This is a genomic window from Luteibacter sp. OK325 (assembly GCF_003050935.1).
In the GTDB taxonomy this organism is placed as follows: Bacteria; Pseudomonadota; Gammaproteobacteria; order Xanthomonadales; family Rhodanobacteraceae; genus Luteibacter.
The window spans coordinates 1-18,017 of the sequence record NZ_QAOX01000001.1 but is presented as its reverse complement, the minus strand read 5'-3'; the positions used below and the strand labels follow the sequence as shown (position 1 = coordinate 18,017).

The following is an 18,017-nucleotide window of genomic DNA, read 5'->3' as shown; positions in this document are numbered from 1 at the left end:
CCTTAATGGCTCGCTTCGTGGATATCTTCGACGAGCACGATCTCGCAGCCACCCGCGCCGGTGTCTTCGCGGGTGAGCGATGTGTTCCAGTGCCAGCCGTCGTCGCGCTTGATGTCGACCAGGTAGCCATCGAAGTGGATCACTTCGCCCGGGCGCACATCGCGAAGCTCGCGGGCCACGTTGTCGTTGGCCGGGATCATGTGCATGTTGGCGCTGGAATCCTCGATCTCGTGTCGCGGGATCGGGAAGCTATCGGTGTACCAGAAGTAAAACCGGTTGGACTGGGAGATCCGGATCCTGTCCAGCACCGTGCTGTCGGACATCCGCCCCCAGCCCATCGCCAGGTCGGTCGGCGCGATCGGCGCCAGGTCGTCGAGCTGGTAGTCCTCGCGGGACAGTACGCGGCCGGTCATGGCGAATTTCGCGCGCGGCTCCAGCGAAAAGTGGCCGCGCGACAGCTGTGGCCCCGTGCCGAGATCCTGCTGCGTGGGTACGTCGCCCGCGAGCACGCCCGGCGCCGCGTGCATCGGCCGCTTGTGCCACCACGTGTATGCGCCCAGGCCGCAAAGCAGGAGCAGGACGACTAGCCAGACGCGCATGTATCAGGAAACCGTCAGGAAGATGGAAGGGCAACGGCTGGCGCGCTTTCCGGTTGACGTGTGACGCATTCGCGGGCGTTGAACAACTCGGCCGGGACGTCGCGGATCACCTCGGCGAGGGCGCTGAAAAAAGGCGTCATCGCCGAGCTCTTCCGCCAGACCATGGCGATGCGACGGCTCGGCGCGGGACTTTCGAACTCGATCAGGCGGACATTGCCCGACTGGGCCACGGGAGGCTTCACGGCCAGGATCGGCATCAGCGTGATGCCGACGTTGGCCGAGACCATCTGGCGAAGCGTTTCCAGGCTGGTCGCGCGGAAACCCGTCTTTTCACCCGCGCCGGCCATATGGCAGACCTCGAGCGCCTGGTCGCGCAGGCAGTGGCCGTCCTCGAGGAGAAGCAGGTTCTGCTCGGAGAGATCGTCCATGGTCAGGCATTGCCGCCCGGCCAGCGGATGGTTGTCGGGCACGGCGAGGACGAAAGGTTCTTCGAAAAGGAACTCGACGTGCAGCGAATCGTCATGCATCGGCAAGGCCAGGATGCCGGCGTCCAGCGTGCCCTCGCGCAGCATGCCGAGGATCTGCTCGGTTTTCTCTTCGCGCAGCAGTAGCTCCAGCCGTGGAAAACGCTGGCGCAGGTGAGGAATGACGTGCGGCAGGAGGTAAGGGCCGAGCGTGGGGAAGATGCCCAGGCGGATCGTGCCTGACTCCGGATCGCGGGTGCGCTGGGCGATCGACTTGATCTCGTCCACTTGAGAGAGCACGCCCCGTGCACGCCGCGCGATTTCGCGTCCGGTCTCGGTGAGCAGCACCTTTCTCGGGGTGCGCTCCACCAGAGCGACACCCAGTTCGTCTTCGAGCTTGCGGATCTGGGTGGAAAGGGTGGGCTGGCTGACAAAGCTGGCTTCAGCGGCTCGACCGAAATGGCGGTGCTCGGCCAGGGCAACGAGGTAGGACAAGTCACGCAGGTTCATGGCGACGGGCTCGACTCGGTTTCAATAGGTCCAGCCTATCACATTGATGTCTACAATCGATTTGAGATATATGTCCCGGCCCGTTAACCTTGGCATTCAGTCGCGGCAATCTAAGCGCGCGCAGAGTTCAAACCACCCTCAACGGAGAGTCAAACGTGCTGAGCATTGGCGATAAGTTCCCCCAGTTCAACCTCAAGGCCGTCAACGGCGGCCCGCTCGCGAACAAGATCGAAGACGCGTTCATGGACGTCTCCGACAAGTCGTACGAGGGCAAGTGGAAGCTCGTGTTCTTCTACCCGAAGGACTTCACCTTCGTCTGCCCGACCGAGATCAAGGGTTTCAGCGATCTGAACGAGAAGTTCGCCGACCGCGACTGCCAGGTGCTGGCCGTGTCGACCGACTCCGAGTTCGTCCACCGCGCCTGGCGCATGGACCACGCCGACCTGAAGGACCTGCTGTTCCCGATGGTTGCTGATATCAAGAAGGACCTGACCTCGGCCCTCGGTATCCTGACCGACGAAGGCGTCGCCCAGCGCGCTACCTTCCTGGTCGATCCGAACGGCGAGATCCAGTTCGCCTACGTGACCGCCGGTTCGGTTGGCCGTAACCCGGACGAAGTGCTGCGCGTTCTCGACGCGCTGCAGACCGACGAGCTGTGCGCCTGCAACTGGAAGTCCGGCGACGAGACCCTGAAGGTCGCCTAAGGCACCACTGGTCGTAAGTCCCGCGCCACAACGCTCCCTCCCCCGCGTGGCGCGGGCAACCGTCAGAGGCGGTGAAGTTCGCTTCACCGCCTCTTTTCTAAGACCGTTACCACCTCACCGACACGCCTTGCGTGTCCCGCGTGAACCGGTGCCGTGCGCGCCGAGCCATTCCGCGACCCATTCCCTAGCCAAAGACAAGGTGCATCCCATGAGCGTCGCCGATCTCCGCAGCAAGCTTCCCGAATACGCCAAGGACCTCAAGCTCAACCTCGACTCCGTGTTGAGCGAAGCGGGAGCTCCTGGCCTCAACCTCGCCCAGATTTCGATGGTCGCGCTCGGCGCCGCCTTCTCGGCCCGTTACAAGCCGCTGACCGAAGCCATCGCCGCGTTCGCCGCCGAGCACGCTACGGCCGAACAGCTGACCGCCGCCAAGGGTTCGGCAGCGATCATGGGCATGAACAACATCTACTACCGCTTCCAGCACCTGGTCAGCCACCCGGAGTACGCGAGCATTCCGGCCAAGCTGCGCATGAACGTGATCGGTGCCTACAAGGGCGACGCCAAGAACGACTTCGAACTCGTCTCGCTGGCGGTCTCGGCCGTCAACGGTTGCGGCATGTGCATCGACTCCCACGACAAGGTGCTCCGCGACGGTGGCATTTCGGTCCAGGCGATCCAGAGCGCCGTCCGCATCGCCTCGGTGATCCACGGTGTTGCCGTGGTTCTCGAGCAGGCTGACGCTGCCGGCTGATCGGCAAGCAGGGACTGCATTGGGCCTCTGTGGAGGCCCTATTGTGGGAGCCGCTTCAGCGGCGATGGTCAGGTTGCCTCAACCCCATCGCCGGCATAGCCGGCTCCCACAAGGAGCTGCCCCAAAGGCCGCGTTTAACGCGGCCTTTCCTCGTTCTGAGAGACGCTCTGCGGACATTCACCCCGGGAGGGCTGCACCATGAGCTACGTCGACGGTTTCGTTCTACCCGTACCGCTGGATCGCATGGACGACTACAAGAAAATGGCCCGCAAGGCGGGCAAGATCTGGATGGAGCACGGCGCCCTGGCCTACAACGAATGCATCGCCGATGACGTCAAACCCGGCAAATCCACCTCGTTTCCGCAGTCCGTGAAGCTGAAGCCCGGCGAGACCGTGGTGTTCTCCTGGGTGGTCTACGAGAACAAGCGCGCACGCGACCGCGTCATGAAGAAAGTGATGGAAGATCCGCGACTTGCCGAATTCATGGACCCCAAGAAGTTACCCTTCGACGGCAAGCGGATGTTCTTTGGCGGGTTCAAGCCCATCGTCGAACTTTGATGCCGCAGCGTCTGGAATGACGCGGCGCAGCGAGGACGGGGGTGCCTTCTGGCACTGTGTCGAAGGTCATCCCTGTTCGCAGGATGGGCGATTACCCACAGGGGAGTCCCACCCGCCATGCGTCGTTTCGTCCGTCCTCTCGTTCTCACCGCGCTCGCCACCTGCTGTGGCGCCGCCTTCGCCGCCGGCACGGACGCCGCCGCGCCCCTCGGCCACCTGCCTACCTGGGCCCAGCCGGAAAACTACAAGCTGGCCTTCAAGGTCGACCCCAAGCAGGAAAACTATTCCGGCTCGACCACGATCAAGATCAAGCTGAGCCAGGCGTCGGATTTCATCTGGCTGCACGGTAAGGACCTCAAGGTCTCCAAGGTCACCGTGACTGATGCCGCTGGCAAGAAGCACGTCGGCAAGTACACCGTGGCTGCCGAGAAGGAAGGCGTCGCGCGCATCGATCTCGGCGCGAAGCTTGAGCCGCAGGAAATTACCCTGGCGATCGAATTCACCGCGCCGCTGAACAAGCAGCTGCAGGGCCTGTACAAGGTCTCGCACGAAGGCGTGCCGTACGCGATGACGCAGATGGAGCCGGTCTCCGCGCGTTATGCATTCCCGGGCTTCGACGAGCCGTCGTTCAAGGTCCCGTTCGATCTCAGCCTGACCATTCCGGCCGACGACCAGGGCGTGGCCAATACCGCCCAGGTGAAAGAAGAAAAGGCCGGTGCGGGCTGGAAGACGCTCACTTTCTCCACGACCAAGCCGCTGCCGACCTACCTGGTCGCGTTTGCCGTGGGTCCCTGGGACGTCGTGAAGGGGCCGGACATTTCGCCGACCGAATTCCGCACGACCGCCACGCCGCTGCGCGGCATCGCCGCCAAGGGCGAGGGCCATCGCATGCAGCACGTGCTGGGCGAGACCAACTCGATCATCCACACGCTCGAGGACTACTACGGTTTCGGTTACCCGTACGACAAGCTCGACCTGCTCGCCGCGCCTGACTTCAGCGCCGGCGCCATGGAGAATGCGGGCCTGGTCACCTTCCGTGACTGGCTCCTGCTGATCGATCCGGATTCGGCGGCGCAGTACGTCCGCGGCTCGTTCAACGTCAACGCGCACGAACTGGCACACCAGTGGACCGGCGACACCGTGACCATGGCCTGGTGGGACGACCTCTGGCTCAATGAAGCCTTCGCCACCTGGATGCAGCAGAAGGTCACCACCAAGGTGCACCCGGAATACCGCGCCGATCTCGACCGTGTTCGCGGCGCGCAAGGCGCAATGAACAACGACAGCCTGGTCAGCGCGCGCAAGATCCGCCAGCCGATCACCGGCAACGGTGATATCGAAACCGCGTTCGATGGCATCACCTACCAGAAGGGTGCTGCCGTTCTCGGCATGTTCGAGGGCTATGTCACCGACCCGGTGTTCCAGAAGGGCATGCGCGCCTACATCCAGAAGCACAAGTTCGCCAACGCGACGGCCGATGACCTGATCGACTCGATCGCCGAGGCCGCTGGCCAGGGCGATGCGTTCAAGAGCGCCTTCCGCAGCTTCCTCAACCAGTCGGGCGTGCCTTACGTCACCACTGAGGTGAAGGTCGAAGGTGGCAAGACCGTCCTCCACCTGACCCAGAGCCGTTACCTGCCACTGGGCAGCACGGGCGATGCCAGCCGCGTGTGGGGCGTGCCGATGTGCGTGCGCTACGGCACGGCCGGCGGTGCGAACAAGGTCAAGTGCGAGCTGTTCGACCAGGCCACCGGCACCATGGTGCTCGACGATGCGGCCAAGGGCACGTGGGTGCTGCCGAACGCGAACGGTCGTGGTTACTACCGCTTCGCGCAGAACAAGACCGACCTCGCCGCGTTAAGCAAGGTAGTCGGCACGCTGAGCGATGCCGAGCAGCTGGCCTACGTGGACGCCGTACGTGCAGCGTTCCTGCATGGCGACCTCGACGCCGGTAACGTGCTCGCCGCGCTCAAGCCCATCACGGCCTCGAAGACCCGCGAAGTCTTCACCGCACCGATCGTCACGTTCAACTGGATCCTCCACAACGAAGCCACCACCGACGCCCAGCGCGATCACCTGCGCAAGTGGGCTGTGGACGCCTACCTGCCGAAGCTCAAGGAACTGGGCTACCGCAAGAAGGCCGGCGAAGCCGACAACGACACGATTACCCGCACGACACTCGCCGGCTTCCTGGGTGACGATGACATCGCCGCGCCGGAAGTCCGTGCCGAGCTGCTGAAGCAGGGCGACGCCGCACTGAAGGTCAAGGATGGGCATCTGGACCTCGATGCCGCCGATCCCGACCTGCTCGGCGACGCGCTTGGCGTGGCAGTGCAGGAACGCGGCGCACCGGCCATCGATGCGCTGATCGCCGAGATCCCGAAGACCTCCGACCCGGCCAAGCGCAATGCGATGCTCTCGGCCCTTGCGAGCACCAAGGACGTGACGCAGTCGAACAAGGTGCGCGACTTCTCGCTGGGCAAGGACGTGAAGGTGGGCGAGATGGCATCGCTGATGCGTGGCAACCGTGATTCCGAAGCCTCGCGCAATGAGCTGTGGAAGTGGTACACGACCAACTACGACAAGATCGTGGCGCGTACCGGCAGCTTCGCCGGCGGCAGGCTCGTCACGATGGCCGCAGGCGGCAGCTGCTCGAAGGCCGAAGCCGACCGCATGAGCGAGTACTTCAAGCCGAAGCTCGCGCAGGTGAGCGGTGCGGAGCGCGACCTGGCCCAGACCAGCGAGTCGACTCTGCTGTGTGCGGCGCTGAAGGCGAAGCAGGACCCGAAGGCGATCACGCGCTGATCGTTTTCGACGTGTAACACCGAAGGCCGGGCGAGCGATCGCCCGGCCTTTTTTTGGTTCATCGCGGAATTCCGGGGACGCTGCAAGCGACGGACGTGGCGGCGCAGAGCCTTCGGTGCCCACCCTCGCTGCTCAGACAGTCCTCCGCGTTCCGTACCGGAAAGGCCGCTAACGCGGCCGTGTACTCATTTGGCCTACGGCCGCTCCACTTGTGCGGAACTCGCCTCGAGGGTGGGCACCGAAGGCTCTTCCCATCCCTGAGGTTCGTGCGGGTCGAGCCGATAAAGCAAAGCCGCTTCGACTGCTGGCTCGTCGCCATCGCCAAACGGTCAACCGCGTCGCGCCGGTCGCGATCGTCCTCACGAGGCATCGCAGCAGCTACGACGGCGCTCACCGGACCGGAAATGACGTGCCGGCACGGCCACCGTAACGGTCCGCTTCGGCGGTCACACGCACGCCAACGGCTCGCCTTACAGCTAACCGTATCGTCGTGAGAGACCTGGGTGCCCGCCCTCGAGGCGAGTTCCGCACAAGTGGAGTGGCCGTAGGCCAGATAGATACACGGGCCGCGTTAGCGGCCTTCCGGTACGAAACGCGGAGGACTGTCTGAGCAGCGAGGGTGGGCACCCAGGTCTCCTCCGCGAGACGCTCAAGTGTAGAGAGCAACGGCGAAGCCGAGCCCACGAGGCCGAAGGCGAGCGCCTGGACCCCGGTAACCCGTGAAGAACCTTTTTTTCTATCAGCGGATTTGCAAGGTGGCTCGCTTCGAACTGCCGAAGCCGTTTGGAAACACGACGACCTCGAAGTTTCCACCGTCGCGACCGCTGGCGTCCCATGTGCTGCGATGGCCGATGATCGTTGCGCCGCGTGGGCAGGATCCCAGGCGACCGCCAACGTTGCAGAGGGATTCGTACTTGACCTCGCGAAGAGGCGTTCCGAGCAGTCGTGCCTGCGCGCCGTGCCCGTAGCCGATTTCGTCGGTAACGATCTGGAACGTGGCGCCGCCGTGGTCTCGGGCGGTCCACGAGCCACCCTGCGGGATGACCTCAGTGCCTCCTTTCGACGAGTTCACGTGGTGCACGTACACCCGCGTAAGACTATTGCTGGCGTGGGCCGCGCCGATGCCAAGCATCAGACTTAACACGCACGCGGTAACGACGAATCGCTTCATGAATTCATTCTCCTCAGCCTGAATAGGCCGAGGCATCATCCGAGTACCTTTCCTGGTAATTCGATGGCGCGCGGATGAAAACCATGGCGGCTTACGCCTCAATCATGCGTGATCGATTTCCGGCGGTCGTAGGGTGTAGGCGAGAGGCTATACATGGTGACAGCCGTCGTCGCGGTGTCAGTAGGACGTCTATCGAGGCGAGCTGTTCTCTGGTCTCTTGGCTCATCCCGATCAGGAAGCAGCTTCATGGAAGTCACGAGTTCGACCATAACGGTGGGCATGTTCGCATTACCAGCGACGACCATGCAGAAGCCCATTGAGCCACCATCCGAGACAAAAATACTTGGTTACAGCACCCCGAGGGCTGTCGACTTTTCGAATATCACGCCACGACAACTACAGGCCTACCTCGACGATCGCCTCATGAGCGGACAGATCGACGGTCCCGACGGGCTGTATTGCACGACACTCTTCGGCGCAATTCCCGGAGAGTGGTACGCCGAGCGTCCAGACGTGCCCATGGACTTTACCGCAACCATCAGCAGCATGGCCGGCTTTGCTCGTGACAATGGATTCTCGAAGCTGGTGAGTTTGTACGACGGACTAATGGACTGGATGAAGATGATGGAGACTCAGCCCGCCCGCATTTCGGTGATCGCGTGATTCTCGGGCCGGTACTGGGGCCGGGTGCCTATGCCGTAACAAGGACAACCTTGCGAACGCCGATCACCGCACGTCCGTCAGTCCACGTGGCAGGGCCACCGTTTTCGAAAGCATTCGACGTGGCGTCCGCTCGCGTCCATGGGTTGAAGCCCTGACGGTTTTCTACGTCGGCCTCGCCGACCGCATGAGACTGATGGAGGCACTGCGCCTCCCCATCTCGGTCGTCGCCTGATGCAACCTGGTAGTACCGAAGGCCGGGCGAGTGATCGCCCAGCTTTTCATGCTTCGGCTACTTGGTGTCCGTCGTCAGGCGAAGCGCGGCCGTTTCGCCGTTGAAGTAATCGCATGCAACGAGGCCTTTGGCGTTGGCTGTCGCTGCTTTCCCAGCGCTAAGGGTCTTCAGGTCGACGGTGTGTTCGTCGTATGCGGAAACCGACCCCTTCCACGTCTTTCCGCCTTCCGTCGCCGTGTAGTCCGTTTCTTCCTGCTGCGTCCCGGCATTCGACGTGCCTGACTGCTTGATGGCACTGGCGGCGGGACATGTGATGCCTGCAGCGGTGGCTTCCCCACATAGGGCCAGCATCGCCATCATGGCGAGCGAGTAACCGCGGATCTTCGTCATTCTCATTTCACGCTCCTGTGTTGGACAACGACAAGCAAACGATAGCTCGTTGGGGGTGAGAGGAGAACATGGGTCAGCTGCAATACACCTCGGTGTTTTTCGAGACAAACCCGTAGCTTGAGCCTACGGTGCCATTTCAGCGGATCGATTGTTTGGCCGGTCGCCTGATGCGCTAACCTTGATGTATGCCGTCACGTACCCGCTCGCCTGCTCGCGCCTCTCCCGCTACCGCACGCGATGTGGCGGAGGCGACGGGCGTTTCCATTTCAGCCGTTTCACGGACGTTCACACCGGGAGCCAGCGTTTCTGCGAAGACGCGTGAGCTCGTCATTGAGACGGCGGAGCGGCTTGGGTATAAGCCGAACCGGCTCGCGCGCAGCCTCATGACAGGGCGGACGGAACTCATCGGGCTCGTCTCCAATCATTTCGCCAATCCAACCTTCATGGAGGTCTTCGACCTCTTTACCCGCGAGCTGCAGGCACGTGGGTTGCGGCCCTTGCTCGCGAACCTGGGCGAAGACGAAGACGGCAAAGCCGCGCTCGACATGCTGCAGCAGTACAACGTCGATGCGGTGCTGATCGCTACCTCTGCGCCGCCGGTGGGCTTCGCCGCGTCATGTCGTGCGGCGGGCCTCCCGGTGTTGCACGTGTTCGGTCGCGCGGGGCGGTCCTCGCCCGTGCCTGTGGCGACGGTCGACAACGTCGAGGGTGGCCGTCTGGTGGCCGAGGCCATGCGCTCACGAGGCCTGCGTCGTCTCGCCTTCCTCGGCGGCTCGGCACACGATGCTTCGACGATCGATCGGTGCAAGGGGTTCGCCGAAGTGGCCGGGCCCTCACTGCGACAGACCCTGCATGCGGGTAACTACACGCACGAACACGGCCGTTTGGCGATGCATACGCTACTGGACCGCAACGACCGACTGGATGGCGTCTTCTGTGGCGATGACGTGCTGGCGCTCGGTGCGATGGACGCCTGCCGTGAGCGTGGCGTCGATGTACCGGGTGAGGTCAGCATCGTTGGCTTCGACGATATGCCCCTGGCGGCATGGGCGTCCTATTCGCTTACGACGGTGAAGCAGCCCATTCGCGAGATGGTGTTGCATGCGATCGAGCGAATCGTTGCCTGGATGGAGGAGCCTGATTCGGTGCCCCGAAGTAAGTTGTTTGCTTGTGAATTGGTGGTTCGGGGGAGTCTGCGGCGGGGGTGAGTCGGTGAGGCCTATCGGATCGCCGATGAATCGGCTCCTACAGGAGGGTGGGGGCGCTACTCCACGTTGACCCAGCGGCGTTCGCGGTTTGAAAGGAGGGCGGCTTCGATCACGCGGTCGACTTCGTAGCCGTCGCGGAACGTGGGCCACACTGCTTCGCCGGTTGCCACGGCCTGCAGGAAATCACGGGCTTCGATGACGATCTGGTCGTTGTAACCGGTGCCGTGGCCGACGCCCTGGTTGAAGGCGAGGTAGTCCGGGTGAGCCGGGCCCATCAACAGCTTCTGGAAACCTCTCCGCGCCGGATCACGAGCAGCGTCGTAAAGCCACAGGGCGTTCTGGTCTTCCTGATCGAACGCGACGGCGCCGCGCGTGCCTGTGATGCGGTAGGTGTAGCCCATCTTCCGTCCCGCGGCCATGCGGCTGAAGCTGATGCTGCCCGTGGCCCCGTTGGCAAATCGCAGGAGCATCTGGCCCTGATCGTCGTTCTCGACCGCCTCCCATCCGTTCGGGCCGTCGCGGCGCGCGTGAACGATGTTCGTGTCGGCAACAAGGCTCGCAATCGGGCCGACCAGGCGCAGGCAGGCGTTCACGATGTGCGGTGCGACATCCCCAAGGGCGCCGGCTTCCGTGCCGGTGGCGATGCGTGTGCGCCACGAGGCGGGTAGGGCGGGATCGTGCAGGTAGTCTTCCACATGCTCGGCGGTGACCTGGATCACATCGCCGATCTCGCCCGAGGCGATGATCTGCCGCGCCAGTTGGCTTGCCGGGGTGCGGATGTAGTTGAAGCCGATCATGTTGGCCAGGCCAGCGCGCTCGACTGCTTCGGTCATGCGCCGGGATTCATCCGCGCTGGCACCCAGGGGTTTCTCGCAGAACACCGGTTTCCCGGCCGCGATGCAGGCCATCACCATGTCCAGATGGGTGCGAGGCGGCGTGGCGATCACCACGGCGTCGACTCGGGGATCGGCGACCAGTTCGCGCCAGTCGCCTGTCGACCGCTGCCAGCCCCAACGGCGGGCGTGCTCCGCGGCACCTTCCGCGGTCGATGTCGCGATCATCTCGCAGACGGGGCGGAGGGCCGTCTCGAACACCGCCCCGACGGCCTGGAAGCCCACCGTATGCGCCTTGCCCATGTAGCCGGCGCCGATCAGGCCGATCCGTAGTTCGCTCATCGCTTGGCTCTTCCTGGCATTTGGTACAACCGACTCTAGGGATGTTGCAGTGCGGTTTGCAAGCGCTTGCAAAACGGCATAGCGTAGTTCCTGAACCGGCGCTTCGCCCGCCCTAACCGAGCCGCTGTCGCGGCAGGAGCCAGCCATGCATGCCTCCGCGCATTCCGTTCCCCGCTCGCCCTTCCGCATTCGGGTCTTTACCGAAGACAGGCTCGACACCGATGCCATCGTGAGCGAGTTGCTCGACGGTATCGGTGCGGTGACGCTTCGGGGGCTGTTCACTCCGGCGGAAATTGCCGAAGCCCGTGAAATCGTCATGCGCGAATCCGACGCGGACGAGCGCGGTCGCAAAGTCACCCATTTCCAGGGCGATGCGGTGAAGGCCGGACGCATCAACCTGCAACGCCGCGTGTGGAACCTGCTGGCCAAGGGTGAGATCTTTTCGCGAATGGCCGCGCATCCGGCGATCATGAAAGTGATGCGCGCCTTCATCGGCAGCGAATTCATCATGGGGTCGATCGCGGCGAACCGTATCCTTCCCGGCGGCCCGGGGCAGGAGCCGCACATCGACTATCCGTACTGGGATTTCCATTCGCCGGAAACACATCCTGCGCGTATCAATGCGACATTTCCGCTGAACGCGCAGGCGACGATCATGCTCGATCCGTTTACCGAAGAAACGGGTGCGACGGCCTTCGTGCCGGGCACGCAGCGTGAGTTGCACTACCCCGACGAGAGCGACCGGTTCTTCGAGCGCTGTGAGCGCATGCTCGGTGAGCCGGGTGACACTGTGATTTTCTTCGGCGCCGTATGGCATTGCGCCATGCCCAATCGCAGCACGATCGACCGCTCCGCGATCATCACCCAGTACCTGCCGAAGTTCGTCAAGCCGATGGAAGATATGCCCGCGGCGCTCCCGGCCGAGTTCGTGAAGAACGCGAGCGCGGATATCCGTCAGTTACTGGGGCTCAACTATCCGTACCCGGAAGTGCTCGACGCGGCACGCGGTGGGAATGCCGAAGGGCGCGATGCGATGAAAGCGAGGTAGCCGCGATCTGGTTATCGCCGATGAATCGGCTCCCACAAAGGGCCGCGCGAGTAGCGATGGATGAAGGCCATGGTGTCGGCGAGCACAGATGCCTTGTTCTTCAGCGGACCGAACGCGAGGAGGAGCCTTTCGTGCCCCACTCCTGGGTAAAGCTTCAGGTCCACGGGCTCACCCTGCTGCAGGTAGCGACCCTCCAGCGCAACCGCCTCGGAGGGATAGACGATGGTGTCCTTCTCGCCCTGCAGCAGTAGCGCGGGTGGCTCGTCACCGTCGACGAAGTTGATCGGTTGTGAGCGAGCCTGTTCATCGGGTGTGTGACCGAACATGTCGTAGAACTCGGGCTCATCAAAGGGAATGAAGTCGTAGGTGCCGGCGACGCCGATGAAGCCGGCCAGGTCCCGCGGTTTCATGCCGACGGCGGCGAGCCACTGCTTGTCCATGGCCAACATGGCGGCGATCTGCCCGCCGGAGGAATGGCCCATGACGAAGAGGTGGCTGGGATCGCCCCCGAACTCGCCCCCATGGTCGCGAGCCCAGCGTACGGCCTCGGCACCGTCGTGAAGGAAGCCGTCCAGTCGCGTCCGCGGCCACAGGCGAACGTCGGCCACGATGGTCACCACGCCTTGCGCGGCCAGCGCTTCACCCATCCAGCGGAACCACTGCCGCTTGCCGCTCATCCAGCTGCCGCCGTAGAAGTACACGACCACCGGTGCGTGATCGGCATGGACGGGCGCATAGACATCCAGCGCGATTTGGTTGGTTTCGTCGTAGACGAGGTTGCCATGGGCGACGACACCCTCGCTGGATTGCCTCGCATTCATGGCGCCGAAAAAGGCGGATTGGCAGCCCCCCAGGAGCAGGGCAATCGACAGGAGAAGGACGCGGAGGGGCATGGCGTGATTGTAGCGGCCGGCGCCTTGCCTGAGCCTTGCCGCCGTCCACCCGCTAGACTTCGCGCATGACCGATGTCCGTACGATCCTGCGCCAGTCCGCCGACGCCCTTGGTGATCGCCTCGAAGCGGAGTTGCTCCTCGCGCACGTGCTCGGGGTGAATCGCGCCTGGTTCTTCGCCCATTCGGACGATGCGCTCGACGCGGCGGCCGGTGTGCGTTTCGATGCGCTGGTGCACCGCAGGGCGCGTGGCGAACCTGTGGCCTACATCACCGGGACGCGGGACTTCTGGTCGATGACCCTCGAGGTGACCGCCGCCACGCTGATTCCCCGTCCGGAAACGGAACTGCTAGTGGAGCTGGCTCTCGAGCGCCTGCCGCGGCGTGGCCGCGTCGTCGACCTCGGCACCGGCAGCGGTGCGATCGCCCTGGCGATCGCGAAGGAGCGTCCCGATGCATCGGTCAGTGCGGTCGACGCCAGCGGGGCCGCGCTCGAGGTGGCCCGACGTAACGCGGAAAGGCTCGGACTTCAGCGCGTCCGTTTCGCGGAAGGTGACTGGTTCGCGGCGCTGGCGGACGGGGGGTTCGACATCGTCGTCAGTAATCCTCCGTATATCGAGGAAGGCGACGAACATCTCGGCCAGGGCGATCTGCGATTCGAGCCCATCAGTGCGTTGGCCTCGGGTAGCGACGGCCTCGACGATATCCGGCGTATTGCCCGGGCGGCGCCCCGGCACCTGACGCCTGGTGGCTGGCTGCTGCTGGAGCATGGCTGGAACCAGGGCCCCTCGGTTCGCGAGGTGCTAGAGCGCGCGGGACTCGCCGAGCCGTTCACGGCGCAGGACCTGGAAGGACGCGACCGGGTTTCCGGAGCGCGTCACAGTCCCTGATCGGATCAGCCCGCGCTGGCCACTTCCGTCGCCACGAATTGCGGGAATCGCGTCACGATCGCACGGCGGATCTGCGGCAGGTCGAGGCCGGCCATCGTCAGCACTTCCTCACGACTGCCGTGTTCCAGATAGGCGTCCGGAAGGCCGAGGTGGAAGATCGGCAGGGTGACACCGTTCGCCGCTAGCAGCTCCGCAACGCCCGCACCGGCACCGCCGGCGATGGCGTTGTCCTCGATGGTGACGAACGCCTTGTGCGTGCGTGCCATCTCGAGGATCAGTTCCTCGTCCAGCGGTTTGACGAAGCGCATGTTGACCAGCGTGGCGTCCACCTCGGCGGCGATCACCGCGGCGGGCGCGAGCATGGTGCCGAAGGAGAGGATGGCCAGGCCGTGATGGCCGCGGCGACGCACTTCGGCTTTGCCGATCGGAAAGGTTTCCAGAGACTCGGCCATCTTCGCACCCGGACCGGTGCCACGCGGGTACCGGATGGCCGCGGGCCCCTTGTAGTGGAAGCCCGTGCTGAGCATGGTCCGGCATTCGTGCTCGTCGGCCGGCGCCATGATCACCACGTTCGGCAGGCAACGCATGAACGACAGATCGAAACTGCCCGAATGGGTCGCCCCGTCGGGGCCGACCACACCGGCACGGTCGATGGCGAAGGTGACGTCGAGGTTCTGCAGGGCCACGTCGTGGATGGCCTGGTCGTATGCGCGCTGGAGGAAGGTGGAGTAGATCGCCACCACCGGCTTGGCGCCTTCCACCGCCATGCCGGCAGCCAGCGTGACCGCGTGCTGTTCGGCGATCGCCACGTCGAAGTAACGCTGCGGATATTCCCTGGAGAAGCGGACCAGACCTGAGCCTTCGCGCATCGCCGGCGTGATGCCGAGCAGGCGCTCGTCGGTTGCCGCCATGTCGCAAAGCCAGTCGCTGAAGATGTCGGTATACGTCGGCTTGGCCGGCGCACCCTTCTTCACGACGCCGGCAACCGGGTCGAACGGACCGACGGCGTGGTATTCGATCGGACCTTTTTCGGCCGGCTCGTAGCCCTTGCCCTTGGTTGTCATCACGTGGATCAGCTGCGGCCCGGGGAGGGCCTTGACCGTTTCCAGGGCGGTGACCAGCTGGGCCATGTTGTGGCCGTCGATCGGGCCGGTGTAATGGAAGCCGAGTTCTTCGAACAGGGTGGACGGCACGAACATGCCCTTGGCGTGTTCCTCCCAGCGCTTGAAGAAGCGGCCGAAGAAGGACTCGCGCGGCATGGCCTTCTTTGCCCGCTCGCGCCAGGCGTTAAGGGTGCGGCTGGACATGGCGCGAGCCATCATCTTGGTCATCGCGCCGACGTTTTCGCTGATCGACATGCCGTTGTCGTTGAGGATCACGAGCATGTTCGGCTCGACATCGCCACCGTGGTTCAGTGCCTCGAAGGCCATGCCGGCGGTGATCGCGCCATCGCCGATGACGGCGACGACCTTGCGGTTGTCACCCCGACGCTGCAGGGCGATGGCCATGCCGAGCGCGGCCGAGATCGAGGTCGATGAATGGCCGACACCGAAGGTGTCGTACTCGCTCTCTTCGCGACGAGGAAACGGGGCCAGGCCATCCTTCTTCTTGATCGTGGTGATCCGGTCACGACGACCCGTAAGGATCTTGTGCGGATAGCACTGGTGGCCGACGTCCCAGACGAGCCTGTCGCGCGGGGTGTCGAAGACATGGTGCAGGGCGACGGTCAGTTCGACCACGCCCAGGCCCGCGCCGAAATGCCCGCCCGACGAGGCCACGGCCTCGATCAGATAGCGGCGCAGTTCGTCGGCGATCGCCGGCAGTTCGTCATCCGGAAAGCGTCGGAGGTCCTCCGGCGATTCGATCTGCGCCAGATAAGGGTAGCGGGAGAGGTCGTTCATTCGCCTATTGTTCGCCTACGGACGGGCCGGGGCAAGGGACGAGGCGTGAATCTTTGCGGGCAGGTGAGGGCGGGATTCAGGCCGGGCGGCGGTCGCGCGGCAGGTGACCGACCAGGAATTCCATCTGGTCGGCCAGGATATTGCGGTTGGAAAGGATCAGGTGTTCGACCCAGCTGGGTCGGTATGGCACGGCCAGGAGCGGCATATTGGCCTGCTGCGGTGTGCGGTTGCTCTTGCGCAGGTTGCAGGCCAGGCAAGCGCTGACCACGTTTTCCCACTCGTCTGCGCCCTTCTTGGACAGCGGCAGGACATGGTCGCGGGTGAGCTCATGGCGTGTGTAATGGTGACCGCAGTACAGGCAGATGTGCCGGTCGCGGGCGAACAGGGCGGTGTTGGTGAGGGCCGGGGCCGGATCGATGGCGTGTTCACGGCAGTGGCCGGTGCTTGCGACGATCGGGTGGAGCTGGAGACTGCTCTGAAGTCCACTGGCGCGGCTGAGGCCGCCGTGGACGGTCAGACAGGGGTCGCCGAGCGTCCAGGCGACCACGCCACGAACGTACAGGCAGACGGCGTCCTGCCAGCTGATCCAGTCCAGGATGCGGCCTGCCGCGTCAAGGGAGAGCACGCGCGTGGCGTTCAGCGCGGTCACCCTGGGCAGGTCATCCTGAAGCACTTCCATCGTCATCGTGTCTCGTCCTTCACGTAAGCGAAAGAGCGTTCCAGCCAGTCGAACTCCGTGCGGATCGATGGTTTGATCCGACCCCACAAGGGGCGTTGACCCGAGCATAGCCCATTATTGCTACAGAAAAGCACCGCCTCGGCCCGCTTCTTGCGGGGCTGTTCGGGCCGCGAAGCGCTGATATAGTGGGCGTTCGATAGAGTCCCGGCGGGTTTGGAAGGGGGGCCGGGGTGGCTTCCCAGGTCCGACGGGTATAGAGGGTTCCACTGTGGCAGAAGTGCTTTTCTACGAGCGTCCGGTTCCGCTGAACCGCACCGCGCACCGCGACCTCCGCATCAAGGCGGTCAACAACATCCGTTTCGCCGCCGGCGCGCACTCCGTGCCGCTGACGGGCGTCGAATTCGCGCCCGCCGCGCGTGACTACCCGATCCTGTTCGCCGGCAACACCATCGAGGAAGCAGGCCCGATGGCCCTCCTCGGTCTGCGCCAGGGCGAGAACCTGCTGGTTGGCGAGAACGGCTTCTGGGAAACGGGCCTGTACATTCCGGCCTTCATCCGCCGCTACCCGTTCGTGCTGGCCGAAAAGCCGGTCGGCACCGAGGGTGACGACTTCACCGTGTTCCTCGACGAGGCCTACGAAGGCTTCAACGACAGCGAAGGCGAGCGCCTCTTCAATGAAGACGGCACCGACGCGCCGGCCCTGACCAATGCCGTGAAGTTCCTCGGCGAGTTCCAGGACCACGTCGCCCGCACGCAGTGGTTCATGGGCAAGCTGCGCGAGCACAACCTGCTTGAGGAGCGCACCATCACCCTGCAGAAGGAAGGCAAGGGCATCAACCTCAACGGCCTGTTCGTGATCAACGAAGAGAAGCTGCGCACGCTCGACGAGAAGGTTGCCCACGAGTTCCTCCGGGAAGGCGCGTTCGGCTGGATCTACTCGCACCTGGTCTCGCTGGCCAACATCGACCGCATGGCCATGCGTCTGGATTCGCGCGAAGCCAAGGACGAACCGGCCAAGGTCTGATCGTCCTGGTTGTTCCGAATGAAAAGGCCACCCTCGCGGTGGCCTTTTTTTGGTTCTTCGCGGATTGCCGCGGCCCGGGCGCTCGGCTTTCAAGCCGGGCAATCTTTCGCACCTCGCACCTCGCCCATGGCTCGCCTACGGCCTCGGGGGCGGCTCGGCTTTGCCATCGCTCTCTACACTTGGGCGTCTCGCGGGGGAGACCTTGGTGCCCACCCTCGCTGCTCAGACAGTCCTCCGCGTTCGGATCGGAAGGCCGCTCACGCGGCCCATGTATCTATCTGGCCTACGGCCGCTCCACTTGTGCGGAACTCGCCTCGAGGGTGGACACCAAGGTCTCTCACGACGATACGGTGGA

Annotated in this window: 17 protein-coding genes; 9 read left to right on the top strand and 8 right to left on the bottom strand. The window is 64.0% G+C overall.

Annotated elements, in window-relative coordinates:
* Positions 1-2 precede the first annotated feature (2 nt).
* Positions 3-599 (bottom strand): hypothetical protein, encoded by a 597-nt coding sequence (locus tag C8J98_RS00085; protein WP_107909758.1) that lies wholly within the window; start codon positions 597-599, stop codon positions 3-5.
* 14 nt (positions 600-613) lie between these two features.
* Positions 614-1,573 (bottom strand): DNA-binding transcriptional regulator OxyR, encoded by a 960-nt coding sequence (gene oxyR, locus C8J98_RS00080; RefSeq protein WP_107909756.1) that lies wholly within the window; start codon positions 1,571-1,573, stop codon positions 614-616.
* 155 nt (positions 1,574-1,728) lie between these two features.
* Between oxyR and C8J98_RS00075 the strand changes: the two genes are divergently transcribed.
* The 4 genes from C8J98_RS00075 to C8J98_RS00060 all read left to right on the top strand — a co-directional run bounded on the left by C8J98_RS00075 (position 1,729) and on the right by C8J98_RS00060 (position 6,391).
* A complete protein-coding gene (locus C8J98_RS00075; RefSeq protein WP_107909754.1) occupies positions 1,729-2,277 on the top strand; it encodes a peroxiredoxin in 549 nt (182 codons plus the stop codon).
* Positions 2,278-2,485: 208 nt separating this feature from the next.
* Positions 2,486-3,028, top strand: a complete 543-nt coding sequence (locus tag C8J98_RS00070) for a carboxymuconolactone decarboxylase family protein (RefSeq protein ID WP_107909752.1) — start codon at positions 2,486-2,488, stop codon at positions 3,026-3,028.
* Positions 3,029-3,226: 198 nt separating this feature from the next.
* On the top strand, positions 3,227-3,586 hold the full coding sequence (locus tag C8J98_RS00065) for a DUF1428 domain-containing protein (protein ID WP_107909750.1): 360 nt from the start codon (positions 3,227-3,229) through the stop codon (positions 3,584-3,586).
* 117 nt (positions 3,587-3,703) lie between these two features.
* Positions 3,704-6,391, top strand: coding sequence for a M1 family metallopeptidase (locus tag C8J98_RS00060; RefSeq protein WP_107909749.1), 2,688 nt, complete (start codon positions 3,704-3,706; stop codon positions 6,389-6,391).
* Positions 6,392-7,130: 739 nt separating this feature from the next.
* Here C8J98_RS00060 and C8J98_RS00055 read toward each other — a convergent pair.
* Positions 7,131-7,562 carry a DUF4879 domain-containing protein gene (locus tag C8J98_RS00055; protein WP_158272548.1) on the bottom strand — a complete coding sequence of 144 codons (432 nt, stop codon included), beginning with the start codon at positions 7,560-7,562 and terminating at the stop codon, positions 7,131-7,133.
* Positions 7,563-7,808: 246 nt separating this feature from the next.
* Between C8J98_RS00055 and C8J98_RS00050 the strand changes: the two genes are divergently transcribed.
* Positions 7,809-8,225: a hypothetical protein gene (locus C8J98_RS00050; protein ID WP_107909745.1), complete on the top strand. Its 417-nt coding sequence runs from the start codon at positions 7,809-7,811 to the stop codon at positions 8,223-8,225.
* Between the two features lie 289 nt (positions 8,226-8,514).
* Here C8J98_RS00050 and C8J98_RS00045 read toward each other — a convergent pair whose 3' ends face one another.
* A complete protein-coding gene (locus C8J98_RS00045) occupies positions 8,515-8,853 on the bottom strand; it encodes a hypothetical protein (RefSeq protein WP_158272547.1) in 339 nt (112 codons plus the stop codon).
* A 377-nt stretch (positions 8,854-9,230) separates the two neighbouring features.
* On the opposite strand from C8J98_RS00045, the gene C8J98_RS00040 reads away from it, so the two are divergent.
* On the top strand, positions 9,231-10,055 hold the full coding sequence (locus C8J98_RS00040) for a substrate-binding domain-containing protein (protein ID WP_233260056.1): 825 nt from the start codon (positions 9,231-9,233) through the stop codon (positions 10,053-10,055).
* Between the two features lie 56 nt (positions 10,056-10,111).
* Here C8J98_RS00040 and C8J98_RS00035 read toward each other — a convergent pair whose 3' ends face one another.
* Positions 10,112-11,230 carry a Gfo/Idh/MocA family oxidoreductase gene (locus C8J98_RS00035; RefSeq protein WP_107909739.1) on the bottom strand — a complete coding sequence of 373 codons (1,119 nt, stop codon included), beginning with the start codon at positions 11,228-11,230 and terminating at the stop codon, positions 10,112-10,114.
* Positions 11,231-11,375: 145 nt separating this feature from the next.
* Between C8J98_RS00035 and C8J98_RS00030 the strand changes: the two genes are divergently transcribed.
* A complete protein-coding gene (locus C8J98_RS00030) occupies positions 11,376-12,278 on the top strand; it encodes a phytanoyl-CoA dioxygenase family protein (protein WP_107909737.1) in 903 nt (300 codons plus the stop codon).
* Positions 12,279-12,289: 11 nt separating this feature from the next.
* Here C8J98_RS00030 and C8J98_RS00025 read toward each other — a convergent pair whose 3' ends face one another.
* Positions 12,290-13,171: an alpha/beta hydrolase gene (locus C8J98_RS00025; RefSeq protein ID WP_107909735.1), complete on the bottom strand. Its 882-nt coding sequence runs from the start codon at positions 13,169-13,171 to the stop codon at positions 12,290-12,292.
* 65 nt (positions 13,172-13,236) lie between these two features.
* On the opposite strand from C8J98_RS00025, the gene prmC reads away from it, so the two are divergent.
* Positions 13,237-14,058: a peptide chain release factor N(5)-glutamine methyltransferase gene (prmC, locus tag C8J98_RS00020; RefSeq protein ID WP_107909733.1), complete on the top strand. Its 822-nt coding sequence runs from the start codon at positions 13,237-13,239 to the stop codon at positions 14,056-14,058.
* Positions 14,059-14,063: 5 nt separating this feature from the next.
* Here prmC and dxs read toward each other — a convergent pair whose 3' ends face one another.
* Together dxs and C8J98_RS00010 are read right to left on the bottom strand one after the other, a co-directional pair.
* Entirely contained in the window at positions 14,064-15,959 is a 1,896-nt protein-coding gene (gene dxs / locus C8J98_RS00015) for a 1-deoxy-D-xylulose-5-phosphate synthase (RefSeq protein ID WP_107909731.1), read from the bottom strand.
* A gap of 76 nt (positions 15,960-16,035) precedes the next feature.
* Positions 16,036-16,644 (bottom strand): HNH endonuclease, encoded by a 609-nt coding sequence (locus tag C8J98_RS00010; protein WP_233260055.1) that lies wholly within the window; start codon positions 16,642-16,644, stop codon positions 16,036-16,038.
* 262 nt (positions 16,645-16,906) lie between these two features.
* Between C8J98_RS00010 and C8J98_RS00005 the strand changes: the two genes are divergently transcribed.
* On the top strand, positions 16,907-17,662 hold the full coding sequence (locus C8J98_RS00005) for a SapC family protein (RefSeq protein ID WP_107909729.1): 756 nt from the start codon (positions 16,907-16,909) through the stop codon (positions 17,660-17,662).
* Positions 17,663-18,017 lie beyond the last annotated feature (355 nt).